Origin of the sequence: Listeria goaensis (assembly GCF_900186125.1) — a bacterium.
Lineage (GTDB): Bacteria > Bacillota > Bacilli > Lactobacillales > Listeriaceae > Listeria > Listeria goaensis.
This window is the reverse complement of record NZ_FYBQ01000005.1, coordinates 1-18,158: the sequence shown is the minus strand read 5'-3', so window position 1 is coordinate 18,158 and position 18,158 is coordinate 1. Positions and strand designations below refer to the sequence as shown.

Genomic DNA, 18,158 nt, shown 5'->3' with positions numbered 1-18,158 from the left:
AAAGTCGGACGAGTTGTCCGGCTTTTGTTTTAGCATAATTTTTTGCGGGAATAAATTTGTATAATTAGAAAAAAGGAGACAGATGCTATGAAAAATCAATGGCAGGTTATTGTAGGAATTATTTTAGCGATTTTAATTGCTGTTTTTGCGATTATTAATGTTGAATCAGTTGAAGTCAATTTCTTTTTCGCAAAACTAGAGTGGCCGCTTATATTAGTTATTTTAGGCTCAGTGCTTATCGGAGGCTTGATTATTTTCTGTTTGAATATTGCTAAAGTACGAGGGATGAATAAGCAAGTCAAACAACTTCATGAAGAAAAAACAAATCTAGAACGCCAACTTGCGGCGGCGAAAGCGATGCAAACAAAAACGTCCACGATTTCAATTCGCGACACAGAAGAAACAGAAGTAGCCGATGCGAAAGTTGAAAATCAGGATGAGCAAAACTAATATTTGAATACAAAACGCAGATCGCAAAATCAGAGTGATGCTAAACGGTAAGACTTTATTGCCGTTTAGTATTACTCTGGAGCCCAAATCGATTTTGATTTGGGCTTTTTACTATTGGTTTTTCCGATGTTTTCCGATATAATAGGAGGGTTGAAAGGTGGGGGAATTGTGATTCATTCAAAATACAGATGGAAGACCGAAGAAGTTGACGGCGAAAAAGTAGCAAACCTAGCTAAAGAGTTGAATGTGTCGCTTCCGCTTGCGAAAATGCTTGTGAAACGTAAGATTACGACGGAAGGGCAGTACGATAAGTTCATGAATCCTTCCAAATATGCGAGTTATGATCCTTTTTTACTTGCAGAAATGGAGCAAGCTGTAGAACGGATTAAGTCTGCGATTCAAGCGGGCGAAAAAATTATGATTTACGGCGATTATGATGCGGACGGCGTAACGAGCATTGCGGTGCTTTACAAGACGTTAGAAAGTTTGGGGGCACTTGTACAGTTTTATATTCCAAATCGCTTCACGGAGGGTTACGGGCCGAATCAGAACGCATTTCAAATGATTAAGAACCAAGGCTTCGATTTGATTATTACGGTTGATAATGGGATTGCGGCTCTTGAAGTGATGGATTTTGCTCAAGAAATCGGGATGGATGTCATTATAACCGACCACCACGAAATGCGCGAAACCTTGCCGCAAGCAGTTGCGGTTATCCACCCAAAGCACCCCGACTCGAACTATCCTTTTGAAGATTTAGCGGGAGTCGGCGTTAGCTACAAACTTTCGCACGCGCTGCTTGGCGAAGAGCCGACGCACTTATTAGACATGGTAGCCGTAGGGACCGTAGCGGACCTTGTTTCATTAACAGATGAAAATCGTCTTCTTGTACAAAAGGGACTTCAAGTGCTTCGTGAAAAGCCAAACACAGGCTTGCGTGTTCTCGCTTTGAAAGCAAGTGTCAAATTGGAGGAGGCAAACGAAGAAACAATTGGGTTTGCCATCGCCCCAAGATTAAACGCTGTCGGTCGTTTAGGCGCTGCTGACCCGGCTGCGGAATTGCTACTCGCTTTTGATGAGGAGGAAGCGGAATATTTGGCCGAGGAAATTGATGAGGCAAACGTCAATCGACGGAAACTCGTTAGTGACATCACCGCGAGCGCCGTTGCAATTTTGGAGGCGAAAACTGAAATTCCGAGTATCATTGTGGTTGCTGAAAAGGATTGGAATCCAGGCGTGCTAGGAATTGTTGCGTCTAGATTAGTAGAAAAATTTAATCGTCCGGTCATTTGTCTTGCCATTGATGAGGAGGCGGGGATTGCTAAAGGTTCTGGCAGAAGTGTACCGCATTTCCATTTGTATCAAGAGCTTGATAAAAACAGGGCGATTCTTGAAGCGTTTGGCGGGCACCCCATGGCAGCTGGTATGACGGTGTCGCTTCATAATTTAGCGGCGCTTGAAGCGGCTTTAATTGCGCAGGCTGATGCGTTAGATGTAACGAGTGTAAAACGAGAGCTTAGCGTGGAAGACACGTTGCAACTCGCTGACGTTTCACTGCCATTCATTCAGATGATTGAAAAGATGGCGCCATTTGGAACGGGCAATGTGAAACCAGTTTTCCAATTTGAAGAGATTAATTTGAAAGATACGAAACGAATTGGTGCGGATAAAACGCATTTGAAAACGGTGCTGACCGACCAAAACGTGCTTTTAGATGGCATTGGTTTCAATTTAGGTGACTTGGCGGATAATGTGGCACAAAATGCGCTTGTTAGCGTTGTAGGCGAACTGAATGTGAATGAATGGAATCATATTCGGAAGCCGCAACTTAGGTTGGTTGATCTTGAAGTCAATGAGTTCCAGCTTTTTGATGCGCGTAACCGAACAGAATGGCAACGTTTATTAAAAGAATCTGAGCGCGAACGGGTTTTCATCTGCTTTAACCAAGAAACCGTAACGAAACTTCCGGCGATTGCTGCGAATGTGGTGTATACGCCTGATGACAGGGAGAGCGCGCGTGAAGTGGTTTTTGTTGATTTACCGAAAGAAACGGGTCACGTGGAGGCGTTCATTAAAAAGTTCCAGCCTGAGCGGATTTATGTCCATTTCGGAGCATCTGAAAATCAAGATTTCCAGGCGCTGCCAGATAGAAAGGCATTTGCGAATCTTTTTGCCCTGATTAAAAAATATCAACCTTTTTCGCTTGAAAAGTATGGTCCTGCTTTAAATCAAAAGTTCGGTTGGAGTAAACAACAAATTGATTTTATGTCAAACGTGTTTTTTGAGCTGGATTTTGTTAAAATAGAAAGTGGCGTGATTTTACTAAATAACCTTTCAGAAAAACGAAATTTAGAAGAGGCCGAAATTTATCAGTCGAAAAAACAAGAACTTGCAACACGAGAAAAACTGCTTTATGCGAGCTTTAATGAACTATTTAGCTGGATGAAGCGCATTATGGAGGCCTAGTGCCTACCCACTTTGGAGGAATAAACATGGATTTAAATGATCTTAGAAAATTTGTCGCAATCGTGGAGGATTGGCCAAAAGAAGGCATTGTATTTAAGGATATTACACCGCTTATGAATGACGGTGAAGCTTATAAATTTGCGACAGATCAGATTGTTGAGTATGCTGAAAAACTACAAGTAGATTTGATTGTTGGGCCAGAAGCGCGTGGCTTTATTATTGGTTGCCCGGTTGCTTATGCGCTTGGTATTGGTTTTGCACCAGTACGTAAACCTGGCAAATTGCCGCGTGCAACAATTGAAATGGAGTATGAGCTTGAGTACGGTACAAATACGCTAACGATGCATAAAGATGCGATTAAACCGGGGCAACGTGTGCTCATTACAGATGATTTGCTTGCAACGGGTGGTACGATTGAAGCAACGATCAAACTTGTGGAAAAACTTGGTGGAATTGTTGCTGGGTGCGCCTTTTTAATTGAACTGACAGAATTAGAAGGACATAAAAAATTGAACGGGTATGATCGCTTGATTTTGATGGACTTTTAAGTTAGAAAAAACATTTTCCTTTTGGAAAGTGTTTTTTTCTAGTGGCGCATGAAAACTACTTTCTAAAGCCACTTTAGTTGTGTATAATAGTAACTAAGAATCTATTTTAGACAAGGGGAAAAGAAGGGGGTGGATAAAATGGCGAAAGAGCAAAATTTGACAGCAGAGCAAGTCATCGAAATGGCTTCGAATTATATGAATGAAACGCATCTGGAAATTGTGAAAAAGGCTTATGAATATGCGCGAGATGCACATAGTGAACAGTTTAGAAAATCGGGAGAGCCATATATTATTCATCCAATTCAAGTAGCAGGAATTCTTGTTGAGCTAAGAATGGACCCTGAAACGGTAGCGGCAGGTTTTTTACACGATGTTGTCGAAGATACGGATGTGACACTTGAGGATTTAACAGAAACGTTTAATGCTGAAGTGGCGATGCTTGTGGACGGCGTTACAAAACTTGGGAAAATTAAATATAAATCGCATGAGGAACAGCAAGCTGAAAATCATCGGAAAATGTTCATTGCGATGGCGCAAGATATTCGAGTTATTTTGATCAAGTTAGCAGACCGACTGCATAATATGCGTACTTTAAAACATCTTCCGGTAGAAAAACAGCGCCGGATTTCGACGGAAACACTTGAAATTTTCGCACCGCTTGCTCATCGACTTGGGATTAGCCGCGTGAAATGGGAACTTGAAGATACAGCATTACGCTATTTGAATCCGCAACAATACTACCGCATTGTACATTTGATGAAACAAAAACGCGGTGCGCGTGAGCGCTATTTGCAAGATGTGATTGACGGCGTTTCAGACAACTTGGATGAATTAAATATTCAGGCGGATATTTCTGGTAGGCCGAAACATATTTATTCGATTTATCGCAAAATGTCGGAACAGCATAAGCAATTTAACGAAATTTATGATTTATTGGCGGTACGGATTCTAGTTAGTAGCATTAAAGATTGTTATGCGGTACTGGGCGTCATTCATACGCGCTGGAAACCGATGCCGGGACGGTTTAAGGATTATATTGCGATGCCGAAATCGAATATGTATCAGTCGCTGCATACGACGGTTATTGGACCGCAAGGCGAACCGCTTGAAGTGCAAATTCGGACGCATGAGATGCACCAAATTGCAGAATACGGGGTTGCCGCGCACTGGGCGTATAAAGAAGGAAAAGTCGTTAACTCGAAAACGTCATTTGATAATAAAATGACTTGGTTCCGTGAAATTTTGGAGTACCAAAATGAGTCTGATAATGCGGAAGAGTTTATGGAATCGTTAAAATTAGATTTATTTGCGGACGTTGTGTATGTGTTTACACCGAAAGGCGATGTTTACGAGCTACCAAACGGCTCGGTTCCACTTGATTTCGCATACCGAATTCATACGGAAATTGGGAATAAAACGATTGGCGCGAAAGTGAATGGCAAAATTGTCACACTCGATTATAAGCTGAAGACTGGGGATATTATCGATATTTTAACGTCGAAGCATTCCTACGGGCCAAGTCGTGACTGGTTAAAACTCGTGCAGACGTCGCAGGCGCGAAATAAAATCCGTCAATTCTTCAAACGGCAAGCGAAAGAAGAAAATGTCGAAAAAGGCCGGGATTTGGTTGAAAAAGAACTTCGGCAAATGGATTTTGAACCTAAAAAGATTATGACGAACGAAAATCTCAAACGTCTCCTTGAGAAGCTGAATTTTTCCCATGAAGATGATTTGTTTGCTGCTGTTGGATATAACGGGATTACGGCGCTTCAAGTGGCGAATCGTTTGACGGAGAAAGAGCGGAAGGAGCGCGACCAAGAGGAGCAAACGGAAAAATTGCTTTCGCAAGCGGAAGCGCGGAATAGCAATGCGGAGGCCAATAACGAGAAGCTTAAAATCAAGCATAATGCGGGTGTAGTTGTTCAAGGTGTTGGCAATCTGCTTATTCGTTTGTCCAGATGTTGTAACCCTGTTCCGGGCGATGAAATTGTGGGCTATATTACGAAGGGGCGCGGGATTTCGATTCACCGTTCGGATTGTCCGAATGTGCAGTCCATCGAAAGTGAGCGGCTCATCGGCGTAGAGTGGGAAGATGCAGATTTTCAGGCGAAAAATGATTATAATGTGGATATTGAAATTTATGGTTATAATCGCAATGGCTTATTGAATGATATTTTGCAAGTAATTAATAGTTTGACTTCAAACATTAATGGCGTGAATGCGAAAGTTGATAATAATAAAATGGCAACGCTCGTATTAACTTTGCAAATTCATAATATTAATCATTTACAGCGCGTTGTAGATAAAATTAAACAAATTCCAGATGTTTATACGGTAAGACGATTGATGAGCTAGGGAGGATGATTGGCTATGCGTGTTGTGCTTCAAAGGGTTACAAGTGCAAGTGTGACGATAGATGATGAAATTATTGCGGAAATTCCACAAGGATTCTTGCTTCTTGTTGGTTTTACTCATACGGATACAGAACGAGAAATTGATGTTTTAGTACAAAAAATTGCAAATCTCCGTGTTTTCGAAGATGAAAACCAGAAAATGAATTTATCCATTCAAGAGGTTTCGGGAAACGTGCTTAGCGTATCGCAGTTCACACTTTATGCAGACGCAAGAAAAGGGCGCCGACCAAGTTTCACGGACTCGGCACCGGGTGCGGAAGCGGAAAAGCTTTATAATCGATTTAATAAAGAGTTGGAAAAAGCTGGTTTAGGTGTAGACGCCGGGGTTTTCGGAGCGGATATGAAAGTTTCGCTTGTTAATGACGGGCCAGTCACGATTTTGCTTGATTCAGCTGATTTAATGAAATAGAAAAACCGGAAAGTAAGCTTAACACTTACTTTCCGGTTTTTTTAGTTTGCGAAATAGTTTGCGAGTCCTTCTGTTACGCCTTCAGCAATTTTTGTGCGGTATGAATTAGAATTGATGTTGGCTTCGTCAGTTTTTGAACTTAAATAGCCAAGTTCTAATAAAACAGCAGGTTGCGAGTTTTCGCGTACAACGTAAAAGTCGCCAACACGAGCACCGCGATTTGTTGTTGGAAGGGTATTGCCAAGACTCTTATTAATGCTTTTTGCGAGCCCTTTATCACTACTATCATAATAGTAAGTAGTTTGGCCGCTTACGCTTTCGTCGTTGTTTTCAAGGCTATCAAAATGCAAGCTGACAAATGCATCAGCATTGTTTTTCGAAGCTACTTTTGTACGCTGACGTAATGAAATATATTCATCGTGGTCACGCGTCATAATCACTTTTGCGCCAGCTTGCTCTAGTCGAGCTTTAATGGCATTTGCTGTTTTTAACGTTGCTTTCTTTTCTATGGTTCCATTTTCACCTTTTGCACCGGGATCGTTTCCACCGTGGCCTGGATCAAGGACGATAGTTGCTTCAGAAAGTTTCGTCGTTTTTGATTTAGCGGGTTTTTCATTTTCATTTCCTACATCGACAACCCAGTTTGCTACATAACCAGTTTGTCCATCAGCTGTTTGAACTTGATACCAGTCACCTTGGACACCTTGAATTCCGTAAGCATGACCAGAGTTTGCTTTTTCAATCACTTCACCGCTTAAATCAGGCTTGCTTCGAATATTTGTAGAGTCATCACGAATCGTTAAACTTTGCAAATTATTTTGGTCAACTTTTGTCGTTGATTCACGAATTGTTATGTAACTCGCATTTACCCAAGCGTTTTGCCCTTTATATTGAATTTGAGCCCAGCCGTTTTGTTCACTCACAACATTGATTTGATCACCTGTATTTAATATGCCTAAAACTGTGCTATCAGTTGACGGTTTGGACCGGACATTTAAGCCGTTTTCAGAACTTACGATCGCCATACTATTACTTGCAGCGCTCACATCTGTGTTTTCAACGAGCCAGCTGGCTACCCAACCGCTATTTCCGTTATCTAAACGAACTTTATACCATTTATTTTCTTCTCCAATGACGCGAAGCACGTCACCTTTACGGACTTGACTTGTTACGTCATAAGCAAGACCTGGACCGTTTCGCACGTTTAAAACTTCCGCCTGAACGCGAACGGCATTTGCATTCGCCATCGCAATCGTTGTAATAACCCCCGCTGCAATGAGTAACGCCGATAAAACGGTGATAAATAAAAATTTGTTCTTCACGAAATTGCTACACCACCTTTATAAAAACTTCTTCAGGTCATTAAAATGGTACCACAAATTAAGCTTTCATGGAACTATTAACCATAATTTTTTGAAAAAAGAAAACAATTTTACGCACTACTGAATGTTATTTGATATAATTTTACAGTTTTTCTTTTAGCTAATTGACTTTAGTCGTTTTTTTTAGTAACCTAGAAATAATTCATATTTAAACTGATGACGAAGAAAAGTACAAAGAATCACTCCCATAAAAGAGAGAATTTCATTTGCTGAGAGAAATTCATGGTGAAACTTTTTGGAAAGACACTTCCGAGGTTTTGATCGAAAACGAGTAGGTCGAAACGTAGTCCGGCGTTAACGGAAGAGTGGGAATTTCAAAAATTCCAATTAGGGTGGTACCACGGGTGAATCTACATCTCTCGTCCCTTGTTTTCGGACAAGTGACGAGGGATTTTTTTATATTCAAAAAAGGAGGAAATGTGATGAAAATTCAATTACCACGAGGCACGCGAGATATTTTACCTGAAGAGGTACAAAAATGGCATTTTCTTGAAGATAAATTTCGCGAAATCTGTGAAAACTACCGTTATGAAGAAATTCGTACTCCAATTTTTGAGCACACGGAGTTATTTGAACGTGGTGTCGGAGATTCAACGGATATTGTTTCAAAAGAAATGTACACATTTCATGATAAAAAAAATCGGAGTTTAACACTGCGTCCAGAAGGAACTGCTTCGGTTGTACGCGCGTTTGTTGAACATAAAATGTTCGGTGATGTCAATCAACCAGTGAAGCTATACTATAATGGTCCGATGTTCCGTTATGAGCGGCCACAAGGCGGGCGGCAGCGTCAATTCACACAAATTGGCGTGGAGGCAATTGGGAGTGCGGATCCTGCGATTGATGCGGAAGTCATTGCGCTTGCGATGAATTTTTATAAATCCATTGGTCTTAAAAATATTTCGCTAACGATTAACAGTCTAGGGGATAAAGAAAGCCGGTTGAAACATCGGGATGCTCTGATTGCGCATTTCGAACCGCGCATTGACGAGTTTTGTTCGGATTGTCAAAATCGATTGCATAAAAATCCACTTCGTATTTTGGATTGCAAGACGGACCACGCACATCCACTTGTGGCAACGGCGCCATCTATTTTAGATTTTCTAAATGAAGATTCCCGTCTCTATTTTAGCCAAGTAAAAGGGTTTTTAGAGGCAATTGACATTCCGTTTGTAGTGGATCCAACGCTTGTCCGCGGGCTTGATTACTATAATCATACGACGTTTGAAATTATGAGTGATGAGGAAGGTTTTGGGGCTAAAACGACACTTTGTGGCGGCGGTCGCTATCACGGACTTGTGCAAGAATTTGATGGTCCAGATACTCCGGGAATTGGTTTTGGTATGGGCGTTGAACGTGTGCTTCTTGCACTTCAGGCGGCAGAAATTGAAATTCCAAAAGATAAGGAACTTGCTTGTTATGTCATTGTAGCGAGCGAGGAAGCAGAACTTGAAGCAGTTAAAATCGTGAATCAGTTGCGAAATGCTGGTATAAGTGCTGATAAAGATTACCAAAAGCGCAAATTTAAAGCGCAAATGAAAGATGCGAATCGTAAAGAAGCAAAATATACGGTTATCATTGGAGAAGAAGAGCTTGCATCGGGTGAATACCCGCTTAAAAATATGGAAACGGGTGAACAAATTTCAGTTTCAGCTGAGGAACTTATAAGCCGTTTAACGAAATCCTAAGGAGGAAAAAACGTGGAAAAGAGAACAGCATATTGCGGAGAAATAACAGAAAAATTCATTGGTCAAGAAGTCGTATTACACGGTTGGGTACAAAAACGTCGTGATTTAGGTGGGCTTATCTTTATCGATATGCGTGACCGCGAAGGAATTGTCCAAGTCGTCTTTAACCCGGAGTTTTCCGAAGAGGCGCTTCGTATTGCGGAATCCATTCGTTCAGAGTTTGTCATTACCGTAAAAGGAAAAGTGGCCGCGCGTGATGAGGCGGTTATCAATACTAAAATTGCAACTGGGAAAGTAGAAATTGTGGCATCAAGCGTGACGATTTTAAATCGTTCCAAAACGCCACCATTTTACATTGAAGACGGCATCAATGTTTCCGATGAGCTACGTTTAAAATATCGCTATCTTGATTTGCGCCGCAACGAAATGGCAGAAACATTTAAAATGCGCCACACGGTGACGCGCGTTTTCCGCGAAACATTAAACAAACTTGGTTTTTATGATATTGAAACACCGTATTTAACGAAAAGCACGCCTGAGGGGGCGCGTGATTATTTAGTTCCAAGCCGCGTTTATCCGGGGAATTTCTATGCGCTACCGCAATCACCGCAAATCTTGAAACAGCTTTTAATGACAGCTGGATTTGACAAGTATTACCAAATTGTTCGTTGTTTCCGCGACGAAGATTTAAGAGGCGACCGGCAACCTGAATTCACTCAAGTCGACCTTGAAACTAGCTTTTTATCCAAAGAAGAAATTCAGGGCATGACCGAAGAAATGCTCGTAAACGTTGTACGGGAAGCGAAGGGGATTGAAATCAGTGCACCATTTCCGCGCATGACCTACAGTGAAGCGATGTCACGTTTTGGTAGCGATAAACCAGATGTACGCTTTGGCCTAGAGCTAATCGATATTTCAGCTCTTGTAAGCGATGTGGCATTCAAAGTGTTCACGTCTGCAATTGAAGCTCGCGGCGTTGTTAAAGCAATTAACGCAAAAGGAGCGGCTGATAAATACTCGCGTAAAGAAATTGATGCGCTAGGTGAATTTGTCGGCACTTACGGCGCGAAAGGACTTGCATGGCTTAAAGTTGAAGAAGGCGAGTTAAAAGGTCCAATTGCGAAGTTCTTTGACGAAGCAAAGCAGGCTGAATTACGCGCAGCACTTGATGCAGAAGCTGGCGACTTACTCCTTTTTGCAGCAGATAGAAGCGAAGTAGTTGCGGCTTCTCTTGGGGCACTCCGCTCAAAACTTGGGAAAGAGCTGGAACTGATTGACGAAAGCAAATTCGCTTTCTTATGGGTAACAGATTGGCCACTATTTGAGTACGATGAAGAAGCAAAACGCTACGTTTCTGCACATCATCCGTTCACTTTACCAAGAGCAGAAGACATTCCTCTTTTGGAAGAAAAGCCAGGAGAGGCGATGGCGGAAGCCTATGATATTGTGCTAAACGGCTATGAAATTGGCGGCGGCTCGCTTCGTATCTATCAAAAAGAAGTACAGCAAAAAATGTTCCGCGCGCTCGGCTTTACGGACGAAGCAGCAGAAGAACAGTTCGGCTTCCTCATGGATGCGCTTGACTACGGCACGCCACCTCACGGCGGCATCGCGCTAGGACTCGACCGCATTGTGATGATTTTAGCTGGAAAAAACAATTTGCGCGACACAATTGCGTTCCCTAAAACAGGAAGTGCAGTTGACCCACTAACAAACGCGCCTGGTGAAGTAAGCAAAGCACAGTTAGAGGAGTTAGGTTTGACTGTTCCTGAAAAAGAATAAGAACCATGACAATGGAGGAGAAAAACAACAATGACAACTTTTACAGCGTTCATTCCAATACTTGTGATTTACGTTCCAATTATTATTTTATTTTTCGTTCTTGTCCATCTGTACCGAAAAAAACGGAAGTCATCAAATAAATAAAAAAAGTGGTGTGAAGTTTTTAGCTTCGCACCACTTTTTTAAAATCCAGTCGTAATGGCTTCCATATTATCGACTTTAACTTTATTTACAAGTAGACCTTGATTGGCCTCGTTTTCCCAGAAAGGACCTTGTAAATTTTTAGCTACTTCTTTACTGACTTTATTTTTATTATAGAATGTCGCTTCTACGTTATAACGACTGCCCTTTTTAACGGTCTTCCACATTTCTTCAGAGAGCGGGATAGTAACTTCTTCAGTACCCGCGCCGTCAATTGTGCCGCTAACAGTATGATCTGCTGATTTTTTGGTTGGTGTAAAATTAAACGTAATATCAACTCTTGTGCTCATGTGTTGATAGTAGAAATATCCGCCACCAATTAGCAAAACAGCAATTATAGTGAAAATGGGAATCTTACGCATAAAATGAGCTCGCGCCTCCAATCTAAATACATCTCACTATCAATTATAGCTGTATTCCGCCCATAGTAAAGGGGAAAAGACAATTTCTCATGATTTTTTTAGAAAAGGAGGCATTTATTTGGTTAATTTTAATTTTCAGTAGGTGAATCTTGAAGTGCTTGGGTTCCAGTTTCGCCTGTGCTAATTTTAATCACTTCGCTAAGCGGATAAATAAAAACTTTCCCATCGCCTGGTTCTCCAGTTCGGAGTGTATTTTCGACGACGCGTAAAACGTCTTCTACAGGAACAGTACTTACGACGATTTCAATTTTCATGCGTTCATGAATATTATTTTCTTTCTTTTTGCCGCGGTACAATTCGATGAAGCCTTTTTCAAGACCTGTGCCGAGTGCTTTTGTTACAGTTAAACCGCTAACGCCGATTTTAGCCAATTCTTTTTGGAAGGCTGCAAATCGGTTGGGGCGCGTAATAATCTCAATTTTTGTTAAATTTGCCATTGTAAAACCTCCTTTTAATCCTGATAAGCTTTTTCGCCGTGAAGTGTCAAATCTAGGCCTTTGTATTCTTGTTCTTCGCTAACACGAAGCGGGAGGACGAGTTTGATAAGTACAACGATGATGATGGTTGCGATTGCGACGAAGACAACGGTTATGGAAATGGCTGCCAGTTGTTTAAATAATAACGCCGGATTTCCATAAAATAAACCGTCGGCTCCTGCCTCATTGATTTTAGTTGTGGCGAACAAGCCGGTTGCGATACCGCCCCAGATGCCACCGATTCCGTGAAGGCCAAATGCATCTAGAGCATCATCATATTTGACTTTTCCTTTTAGCCAGTAGACACCCCAGAAACAAAGCGCGCCGCCAAGAAGGCCGATGAGCATGGAAGCAGGAACGGTGACAAAACCAGCGGCGGGAGTGATGGATACAAGACCCGCGATAGCGCCTGAAATTGTTCCAAGCATAGTGGGACGCTTATTCGTTAGCCACTCGACAAGGCACCAGCCGATAATGCCGGCCGCAGCCGCTGTGTTTGTGTTGACAAATGCCGCCATTGCGACGTTATCAATTGTGAGCGCACTGCCGACATTGAAACCGTACCAACCAAACCAAACGAAGATTCCTCCGATTAAAGCAAGGGGAAGATTGTGTGGTGAAGCCGTATCGACTTCCTTCCTTCGCCCGAGCATGATGGCGAGTACAAGACCTGTTATACCGGAGCTAATGTGAACGACATTACCACCAGCAAAATCAAGCGCGCCTAGATTGCGAAGGAAACCGCCGTCACCCCAAACCCAATGTGCGACAGGGGCGTAGACGAGGAGTGACCAAAGGATAATGAAAACAAGATAGGCGGCAAAATTCATTCGTTCTGCGAAAGCGCCAGATATGATAGCGACTGTTAAAACAGCGAATGTCATTTGAAACATCATAAAGAGCAGATGGGGAATAGCATCGCTGTATAATTCATTCGGTGCGAAACCAACTTGGTTTAAAAAGCTCCAGTCAAAGCTGCCAATGAAGCCATTATTTGGTGCGAAGGCGAGCGAATAACCTACAACAACCCACAAAATTGAGATGACGGCCATCGAAGCAAAACTATACATCGCTGTACTTAAAACATTTTTTCGACGTACCATACCACCATAAAATAATGCAATTCCTGGTGTCATAAGCCAAACTAACAATGTACAAAAAAACATAAAGACAGATTCCATATTCAACTCTCCTTTAATGTTAGATAAACTAACATTGATTAATTTCTTTATGCCACTATAATACATAAATAAATTTTAATTGCAAGAATTATTTATGAATTCCATAAATTTTGTTAGATTATCTTACATTTAGCGATTTCAATTCGGATTTTTGGAATGAATTTTAGGAGGGAAGAATGTTTTTTTAGGAAAGCGATGTCAGTTTTAATCTAAAAGAAGGGTGGGAAAATCTTGTTTGTTTATGATAAAATGAAACCATGTTGAGGAAAAGGAGCGTTTGACATGGTGAAGAGAAGTCGAGCAGAAGAATTTTTAATTACGCGCAAGAAAATTTTAGATGCTGGCCGAGATTTATTTATGGAAAAAGGATATCGGAGCGTGTCAACGCGTGAAATTGCTGTCATCGCTGGAATTACGCAGCCGGCACTTTATCACCATTTTAAAGATAAGGAGATGCTCTATCTTGAGGTTGTGAAGGAGCTTACGACGAGCATTCAAGCTGACATGAGCGAGTTAATTCGGAAAAATTTAGCGCCGGTGGATGCGCTAAATGAGATGGTTATCATGCTAATTGATAAACACCCGACCAATATTTTACTAATGATTCATGATATTTTGAATGAATTAAAAGAAGAAAATCAATTTTTACTTTATACGCTTTGGCGTGATACGTATTTGCGTCCATTTGAGCATGTTTTTAAGCAATTAGAAGCTCGTGCGGAAATTCGTGAACCTATTTCTGCAGAACGCGCTGCTCGTTTTTTCCTTTCAGCGATAAGTCCACTTTTCTCGCAAATGAGCAAGTTTGAAAGTGCTGAACCGACGGATGTTCGTGTGAAAGAAACGATTAATTTTATTTTGTTTGGGCTATGTAAAAAAGAGGTATAATTTAATATCTTTTTTTTATCGAAGCATATTTATCGATTGATAAGTGAAAGTATGCTAATCTATTTATCGACTGATAAACGAAGGGGGAAAAAATATGAGTCACTTTTTGGAAAAAATGGCTGATGGTGTTGGGGGAAAGAAAGGGCGTTTTGTGACGCTTTCCATTTGGATACTTGCTGTGATTTTGTTGCAGCTTTTCTTGCCGAGTGCGGATGAATATAAAGATGATGCGGCAAGCGACCTTCCAAGTAGCGAGCCATCTGTTGTAGCGGACAACAAAGTAAAAGAATATTTTGGTGGTCAGGCGGGAACGCCGCTTCTGATTACTTGGTATCGTGCAGAAGGTTTGACAAATGAGGACTTAGCGAGCATTCAAGCCATTAATGCGTCGCTTACAAAAACACCAGTGGCGCATCAGGAAGCCACGATTCCACTTGAGAAACTGCCACCAATTGTCCTAAAACAGCAACTTTCAAAAGACCAAACGACTTTCATTCAAACTATCTTGATGGACGAGTCTGCCACAGCAGATGAACTTAAAACGGGGATGAATGAAATAAAAACGCGTGCGGAAGGGGTACTAGGCGAGAACCCTTTTAGCCAAAAAATATCGAGTAAAGATGAGCTAGTTGCGCGGACTACAGGGCCAGCAGGTATTAGCGTTGATGCGACAGGGCTATTCCAAGATGCCGATGTTTCACTACTTATTGCAACGGTGCTCATAGTTTTAATTATTTTACTTGTCATCTATCGTTCGCCGATTTTAGCGCTTATTCCGCTTATTGCGGTCGGATTTGCTTACTTGATGATTACGCCACTACTCGGTTTTCTAGGCGAACATGGTTTCATCACGTATGGTTCGCAAGGGCTTTCCATTATGACCGTGCTCTTGTTTGGAGCCGGGACCGACTATTGTTTGTTCCTCATTACACGTTATCGCTCTGTTTTACGTCATGAGGAAAACCGCTTCAAAGCTTTCCGAACAGCGTTTAGTGGGACGTCGGGCGCTATTTTACTAAGCGGACTTACCGTCATGGTGGCACTCTTAATGCTACTTGCTGCACAGTACGGTTCATTTCACAACTTTGCGATTCCGTTTAGCCTTGCCATTTTGATTATGCTACTTTCATCGCTAACGCTAGTTCCGGCGCTTCTTGGGCTATTTGGCCGCGTTTCATTTTGGCCTTTTATCCCGCATCCGAATAAAAAACATAAAAGCGAAAACCAATTTTGGAATCGTGTTGGGAAACTTGCCACGAAACATCCAATTATTGTCACTATTGTCGCACTGCTTCTACTTGGAGGAGCAGCCATTCAAACGACCAATGTTTCCTATACGTATGACACACTCTCAACTTTTCCAGAAGATATGCCATCACGTGAAGGGTTTAAGCTAATAAGTGATCATTACGGGGCGGGGTATTTAGCTAAAGTCGAGGTGCTTGCTGAAAACCCATCTGAAGGGCTCAGGAAGGATTTAGAGAACATAAAAGGCGTTCAATCTGTTAGTTTGCCTGAAAAAAGTAGAGAGAATTCGAGTGTGGTGAAATATGATGTCGTACTCGATATGAATCCTTACAGCAATGAAGCGATGGATTTAATTCCAAAAATCAAACAAGTGGCAAGTGATGATTCAGCGAAAGCGTATGTTGCTGGTCAAACGGCTGCCCAGTATGATAGCCGCGCTGTGACGGAACATGATGAAAAAGTGATTATTCCGCTTGTCATTGCGCTTATAAGCATCTTGCTATTGACGTATTTGCGTTCGATTACAGCGACTATTTATCTTGTCTTGTCTGTTTTAATCTCGTATGCGGCGGCAATTGGATTAGGCTGGCTCATTTTGCATCACGGTTTTGGTGTAACAGCCATTTCAGGGCTCATACCGCTTTATGCGTTCGTATTTATTGTGGCGCTAGGAGAGGACTACAATATCTTTATGATTTCAAGTATTTGGAAAAACGCAGAAAAATGGCCGCTACGAAAAGCGGTTCAAGAAGGCGTACACCAAACAGGCGGGGTTATTACATCTGCAGGTGTCATTTTAGCCGCAACCTTTTTAGTTTTAACAACGTTGCCAATTAATCTGCTCGTCCAATTTGGACTCATTACAGCTATTGGTATATTACTAGATACATTTTTAGTTCGGCCGCTACTCGTTCCAGCAGTTACAACACTGTTTGGCAGATGGGCATTTTGGCCAGGTAAGAAATATAAAACGGTATCGAAAGATTAGAAAAATAAATAAAAGTAAGCAAAAATCCAGTAAAGCTCATTTTTTAAAGATGGCATTATTACTGGATTTTTGTCTATCTATTTTTCTTTTATGTCCTTTTTTTAAAAAGCTCACAAAATCTACATAGGCAGTAAGAAAAGTAACATGCTCTATTAAAATTGTAAGAAAAATACATAAACTGGAGATAAGTTTCAATTAGAATACCCTGCCTGAATTGCGCGACCTTATGGCAAAAGCGTACGTAAGAGGGAGGTTGTTATAACGCTACAAACACAAGAACGGCTAGTGTGGGAGGAAGAGTAAGACCAACAAAATTGGGGGTTTTAATTTTAAAACAGGGTTTCTTGTTGTATACTATAAGAGGTGTTTTTTATATAAATAGAGAAAAGGGGTGTAACCATGAACGGGAAAAAAATAGCGATTTCCATTATTGGTTTATCAATTTTACTAGGAGGTTGTTCATTTATGGGGCAGTCAGATGAAAAAGAAAAGAAAATAGACGACGGGACAACACCTGTTGCGGAGTATAAAGGGCAAGGATTTATTTTCGTTGATGGCGACAAGTCTAAAGAAATTGTCGAAAAGAACGAAGCAGAAATTAAAAAGCGAGCCATCGCATATATGAAAGATACATATAAAACTGATGTTAAAGTGAATAATGTTGTACCTGCAAGAGATGCGGCGGTTGTCATGGTCGAAGCAGAAGACCCGATAGAGTTCCATACTTCTGTGATTGTCGGGCTTGATATGCGAAAAAAAGAGCTTGACCCATTGCCTAATGTTTGGTCTCAGGACGGGCTAGTCGAGAGCGCCATTACAAGTGGTTTATATGTAAAAGCTTACAAAGAAGAATTCGAGAAACTGGATACTTTTACAAAAAAAATAGCTGAAAAATATGAATTACAGGGGTTAAACCAGACCACGATTGATAAGACGCATGCTTCCGGATATGAAAAAAGTTGTTATTTTGTGCCAATTGGTGGACAGTCTACAGCAGTTTATGATGCTTATATTAAAAATCCCAACATTTCAGTAAGTGAAATAAGGAACTTATTTTTTAAAGTGGACAGTAAGTTTGAAGATGCAAATGTATCTTTAAACTTCTATAACATAAGTAAAGGGGTGCCAAAACAAGAGAAGGCTGAACAAATAGCCAAAGATTTGAAGAATGAGACAGGACTTCCAAAAGGAAATTATAGTGTTATTCTATATGATAATTTTATTGTTAATCGCGTTGGCTTGCCCGACGGTGATAATGTTAGGGTTGAGGATATTCAAAAATAATGGACAAGGGGGCTTTGGAAGATGCCAACAGCGGAAAAACTAAAAACATCAGACTTGGATATTATAGAAATGAGCGGCAAAATAGTTTATCAAGAGCCACGTGCAGACGACCTCATCAAAGTGAACGGTGTTCCAAATGCTTACAAAGTTAAAGAAGGAACATATGGAACAAAATCCGGACTAGATTACATGATTGTCGAAAACACGAAAACGGGTGAAGTCGGCATGATTTTCCAAGGAACACAAGGTCAAAAAGACGGTGGTCGGGATATTATTACCGATGCCACGCTTCCTGGAAATATTCCGGATGATCAACTAAAAGCAGCGGATA

General features: G+C 41.2%; 14 protein-coding genes, 1 pseudogene and 1 other annotated feature. Of the genes and pseudogenes, 11 read left to right on the top strand and 4 right to left on the bottom strand.

Annotated features, from left to right (window positions below):
* The first annotated feature begins 87 nt into the window (after positions 1–87).
* The 5 genes from CFT42_RS07420 to dtd all read left to right on the top strand — a co-directional run bounded on the left by CFT42_RS07420 (position 88) and on the right by dtd (position 6,287).
* On the top strand, positions 88–450 hold the full coding sequence (locus CFT42_RS07420; RefSeq protein WP_088810027.1) for a LapA family protein: 363 nt from the start codon (positions 88–90) through the stop codon (positions 448–450).
* A 168-nt stretch (positions 451–618) separates the two neighbouring features.
* Entirely contained in the window at positions 619–2,916 is a 2,298-nt protein-coding gene (recJ, locus tag CFT42_RS07415; protein WP_159457886.1) for a single-stranded-DNA-specific exonuclease RecJ, read from the top strand.
* Between the two features lie 26 nt (positions 2,917–2,942).
* A complete protein-coding gene (locus CFT42_RS07410) occupies positions 2,943–3,464 on the top strand; it encodes an adenine phosphoribosyltransferase (RefSeq protein WP_088810029.1) in 522 nt (173 codons plus the stop codon).
* A 138-nt stretch (positions 3,465–3,602) separates the two neighbouring features.
* The gene (locus CFT42_RS07405) at positions 3,603–5,819 is read left to right on the top strand and encodes a RelA/SpoT family protein (RefSeq protein WP_088810030.1); all 2,217 of its coding nucleotides are present in this window, start codon (positions 3,603–3,605) and stop codon (positions 5,817–5,819) included.
* A gap of 15 nt (positions 5,820–5,834) precedes the next feature.
* Positions 5,835–6,287: a D-aminoacyl-tRNA deacylase gene (gene dtd / locus CFT42_RS07400; RefSeq protein WP_088810031.1), complete on the top strand. Its 453-nt coding sequence runs from the start codon at positions 5,835–5,837 to the stop codon at positions 6,285–6,287.
* A 41-nt stretch (positions 6,288–6,328) separates the two neighbouring features.
* On the opposite strand, the gene CFT42_RS07395 is transcribed toward dtd, so the two are convergent.
* Positions 6,329–7,609, bottom strand: coding sequence for an N-acetylmuramoyl-L-alanine amidase family protein (locus tag CFT42_RS07395; RefSeq protein ID WP_088810032.1), 1,281 nt, complete (start codon positions 7,607–7,609; stop codon positions 6,329–6,331).
* 207 nt (positions 7,610–7,816) lie between these two features.
* Positions 7,817–8,039: a binding site (T-box leader), on the top strand.
* 52 nt (positions 8,040–8,091) lie between these two features.
* Here CFT42_RS07395 and hisS point away from each other — a divergent pair.
* The gene (hisS, locus tag CFT42_RS07390) at positions 8,092–9,357 is read left to right on the top strand and encodes a histidine--tRNA ligase (RefSeq protein ID WP_088815814.1); all 1,266 of its coding nucleotides are present in this window, start codon (positions 8,092–8,094) and stop codon (positions 9,355–9,357) included.
* A gap of 12 nt (positions 9,358–9,369) precedes the next feature.
* Positions 9,370–11,139 (top strand): aspartate--tRNA ligase, encoded by a 1,770-nt coding sequence (gene aspS, locus CFT42_RS07385; RefSeq protein ID WP_088810034.1) that lies wholly within the window; start codon positions 9,370–9,372, stop codon positions 11,137–11,139.
* Positions 11,140–11,321: 182 nt separating this feature from the next.
* On the opposite strand, the gene CFT42_RS07380 is transcribed toward aspS, so the two are convergent.
* The 3 genes from CFT42_RS07380 to CFT42_RS07370 form a co-directional block, all read right to left on the bottom strand.
* Complete coding sequence (locus tag CFT42_RS07380; protein WP_088810035.1) at positions 11,322–11,702, bottom strand: hypothetical protein; 381 nt, start codon at positions 11,700–11,702, stop codon at positions 11,322–11,324.
* Positions 11,703–11,830: 128 nt separating this feature from the next.
* The gene (locus CFT42_RS07375) at positions 11,831–12,199 is read right to left on the bottom strand and encodes a P-II family nitrogen regulator (RefSeq protein WP_088810036.1); all 369 of its coding nucleotides are present in this window, start codon (positions 12,197–12,199) and stop codon (positions 11,831–11,833) included.
* A 14-nt stretch (positions 12,200–12,213) separates the two neighbouring features.
* On the bottom strand, positions 12,214–13,419 hold the full coding sequence (locus CFT42_RS07370; protein ID WP_088810037.1) for an ammonium transporter: 1,206 nt from the start codon (positions 13,417–13,419) through the stop codon (positions 12,214–12,216).
* A 282-nt stretch (positions 13,420–13,701) separates the two neighbouring features.
* On the opposite strand from CFT42_RS07370, the gene CFT42_RS07365 reads away from it, so the two are divergent.
* The 4 genes and pseudogenes from CFT42_RS07365 to CFT42_RS07350 all read left to right on the top strand — a co-directional run.
* On the top strand, positions 13,702–14,307 hold the full coding sequence (locus CFT42_RS07365; protein WP_088810038.1) for a TetR/AcrR family transcriptional regulator: 606 nt from the start codon (positions 13,702–13,704) through the stop codon (positions 14,305–14,307).
* Positions 14,308–14,401: 94 nt separating this feature from the next.
* On the top strand, positions 14,402–16,543 hold the full coding sequence (locus tag CFT42_RS07360) for an MMPL family transporter (protein ID WP_088815812.1): 2,142 nt from the start codon (positions 14,402–14,404) through the stop codon (positions 16,541–16,543).
* 399 nt (positions 16,544–16,942) lie between these two features.
* Positions 16,943–17,827 (top strand): DUF1672 family protein, encoded by an 885-nt coding sequence (locus CFT42_RS07355; protein ID WP_088815810.1) that lies wholly within the window; start codon positions 16,943–16,945, stop codon positions 17,825–17,827.
* 21 nt (positions 17,828–17,848) lie between these two features.
* Positions 17,849–18,158: pseudogene (locus CFT42_RS07350) on the top strand (SA1320 family protein); the annotation flags it as partial.